Here is a 2,978-nt window from a genome sequence, read left to right on the forward strand (position 1 = left end):
GTACGGTCGTTCTTCCATTGATGACAGCCGTGCGCTTTCATGGTTGTTTGTAATTGTTCCCATATGTTGTCAGTTATTGCGGTTCTCGCCATTGTTTGTATTTGCCTATATTTCGTTGGAATATAGGGTTAAAATAGGGCTTTTTTGGGCTTATTCAAATTAGGGACACGCCCTAGTCCATGTTTATAAAAATAAAGGCCGTCTGAAACCCACAAATCAGGTTTCAGATGGCCTTTTGTTTATTTAAAACCTTACAACACCACAGTCGGATACGAGCCAATCACTTTCACAAACGATGCACGTTCGCTCAATAATTGTAGGGCTTTTTGCACGCGCTCATCGTCTTTATGGCCTTCGATATCAATAAAGAACAAATATTCCCACAAAGCCGATTTGCTCGGGCGGCTCTCAAATTTGGTCATGGAAATGCCCAAATCGGTAAACGGCTGCAGTAAACCCATCACCGCACCTGCACGGTTTGGTGTTGAAATCACCAATGAAGTTTTATCGCTGCCGGTGCTGCTGGTATCTTGATGGCCGAGCACCAAAAAGCGCGTGGTGTTGTTCGGTTCATCTTCGATGCAGTCACCGGCAATGTTTAATTGATAAATTTCCGCTGCGGTAATACCGGCAATCGCGGCTAAGGTGCCATCGTCAGACTCGGCCACAATGCGTGCGGCTTCGGCATTGCTGGAAACCGGAATACGCTCGGCATTGGGCAGGTTGCGACCCAGCCAGTCGTTACATTGCGCCAAGGCTTGCGCGTGGGCAAAAACTTTGGTCACACCGTTGATTTCATAGCTGTTTTTACGCAGCAAATTATGATGAATGCGCACCACCACTTCACCGCAGGCTTTAAGGGCGGATACGGCCAGCAAATCCAAAGTGCGGCCGATTGAGCCTTCGGTCGAATTTTCCACCGGCGCCACCAAGTAATCAGCTTGGCGCGTTTCCACCAGCTTGAAACAATCATCCACGGTGGTGCAGGCTTGGGTATAAGCCGCATGGCCGAAATGCTTGATGGCGGCTTGTTGGGTAAACGTGCCTTGCGGGCCCAAATAAGCAATGGTGAGCGGGCGCTCCATCGCCAGACATTCACTCATGATTTCGCGGAACAGGCGCGCCACCGATTCATTCGGCAACGGGCCTTCGTTCAATGCCTGAATGCGGCGCAATACGGCGGCTTCGCGCTCAGGGCGATATACTGTGCCGGTGCCTTTGAGTTCGCCAATGGCGTGGGCATGACCGGCACGTTGGTTCAACAAGCGCAATACGGTGGCGTCGATTTCGTCAATCGCATCGCGGTGGGGTTTTAACTGTTCATCAATCGACATGATGTTTCTCTTGCATGATTCGTGAATGTAGCGATTTTAGCATTAAACAGGCCGTCTGAAAGGCTTTCAGACGGCCTGATAATAGAAATTAAAGCATTAAAGCCCAATGATTGCGGAAAAACAGTATTTCATTGCACCAATCAGGTAAAACTACTATTTTTATTTAAGCTCGCCGCGGTTTTTGTCATTTTCAATCCACGCTTCATGCGAACACACCCACAACAGCACAATACCGCATACCGTCGCCGTGAGCATCATCACCGGCATAATCAAGGCCGTGCCGTTGTGCAGCCATGTGGTCAGCATGCCCATTACCGCGCCAATCACCGATTGACACACGCCCAACACCGCATTGGCGCTGCCACCTTCTTTCTTGAAATAGCTCATAAAGCACGCCTGCGTATTGGCGCCGACCAAACCTTGCGTACCGACAGACAACATCACACAACCGACCAGCGCCCACATCGGCGGCAAATCACTCACCAACACCAGCAGCACCATCGATAAATTGGCGGCAAACTGAATGATAATGCCCCAGCGCAAAATATTCTGCGGATGCACGCCGGTTTTCAAGCGCCATGCCGTTACGCGGTTGAACAAGGCCATGGTGATGATGTTCAAACCAAAAATCCACGCATAGCCGTGCGACGACACTTCGTATAAATGCATATAAGCAAACGAAGATTCAGTCAAAAAAGCAAACATCGAAGCAAAACTGAATGCTTGGAAAAACAGATAACCCATCGCGCCTTTATTGCGCAATACATGCTTAAACCGGCCACCGACCACAGCAAAAATCTCGCGGCTGATTTTATCGGTGCGCGTCGGTTTGGGCAGGAAAAATGTTACCAACACCAACAATAACACGCTATAAGCGGTTAAAAACCAGAAAATCGCGCGCCAACCGCCCAAACTCTGCAACAACGCACCGACCATCGGTGCCATCAGTGGCACAATCATCAAAATAATGCCAATCAGCGCAAACATCTGCGCCGCTTTACGCCCATCGTAATGGTCGCGCACCAAAGCACCGACCACCACCACCGTCATGCCTGCGCCAAACGCCTGCAGCGCACGCAAGGTCAGCAATTGGTCGACGTTGCTGATCATCGTCAGTCCCAGCACGCTGATGAAATGCAGCGACAGCCCGACCAACGCCACCGGTTTGCGCCCTTTGATGTCTGACACCGAGCCACCAACCAATTGGCCAAATGCCGCACCAAACATAAACATACTCAGGCTCTGCTCGATTCGGTGGATATTCGAGCCCAAGTCTTCCGCCATTTCGGGAATCGCCGGCAGATACGCATCAATCGAAAACGGCATCAGTGCAATCAACATCGCCATTAATACCGCCATCTGCTTTTCGCCCAAAGGCTTTTTCGCAGCAGTCATAACTTCTTTCTGTTCACATTAAAACAAACCGCGCTAGGCGATTGAAAAACCTGAAATTATAGCCCATATCAGATTGCTTTGAAAGCACAAGGCCCTTACATTCGCCTAACAAGTGCAATTTCCAATAACAGAAAAGGCCAGTATGCGGTGGTATACTGCCTTTCCTGACAAGAAAGATTGCAATATGGCCTACACACAACTGACCTCACACCAAAGATACTACATTTCCAGACATTACCGCAACCTACC

The 2,978-nt window shown here is 49.6% G+C and carries 2 protein-coding genes and 1 pseudogene; all 3 read right to left on the reverse strand.

From position 1 onward, the window contains the following. Positions 1-92: pseudogene (locus tag CRG49_RS12545) on the reverse strand (IS5/IS1182 family transposase); the annotation flags it as partial. Positions 93-251: 159 nt separating this feature from the next. Further along, positions 252-1,334, reverse strand: a complete 1,083-nt coding sequence (gene pheA, locus CRG49_RS12550; protein ID WP_095502164.1) for a prephenate dehydratase — start codon at positions 1,332-1,334, stop codon at positions 252-254. A 159-nt stretch (positions 1,335-1,493) separates the two neighbouring features. Then, positions 1,494-2,729, reverse strand: coding sequence for a multidrug effflux MFS transporter (locus tag CRG49_RS12555; protein ID WP_095502165.1), 1,236 nt, complete (start codon positions 2,727-2,729; stop codon positions 1,494-1,496). Between the last annotated feature and the right edge of the window lie 249 nt (positions 2,730-2,978).

It is taken from the genome of Neisseria sp. N95_16, from assembly GCF_002551535.2.
Lineage (GTDB): Bacteria > Pseudomonadota > Gammaproteobacteria > Burkholderiales > Neisseriaceae > Neisseria > Neisseria brasiliensis.

Excerpts from the sequence above, each read along its gene's own strand:
- pheA (WP_095502164.1), bottom strand. The coding sequence starts at position 1,334 with ATGTCGATTGATGAACAGTTAAAACCCCACCGCGATGCGATTGACGAA.
- CRG49_RS12555 (WP_095502165.1), bottom strand. The coding sequence starts at position 2,729 with ATGACTGCTGCGAAAAAGCCTTTGGGCGAAAAGCAGATGGCGGTATTA.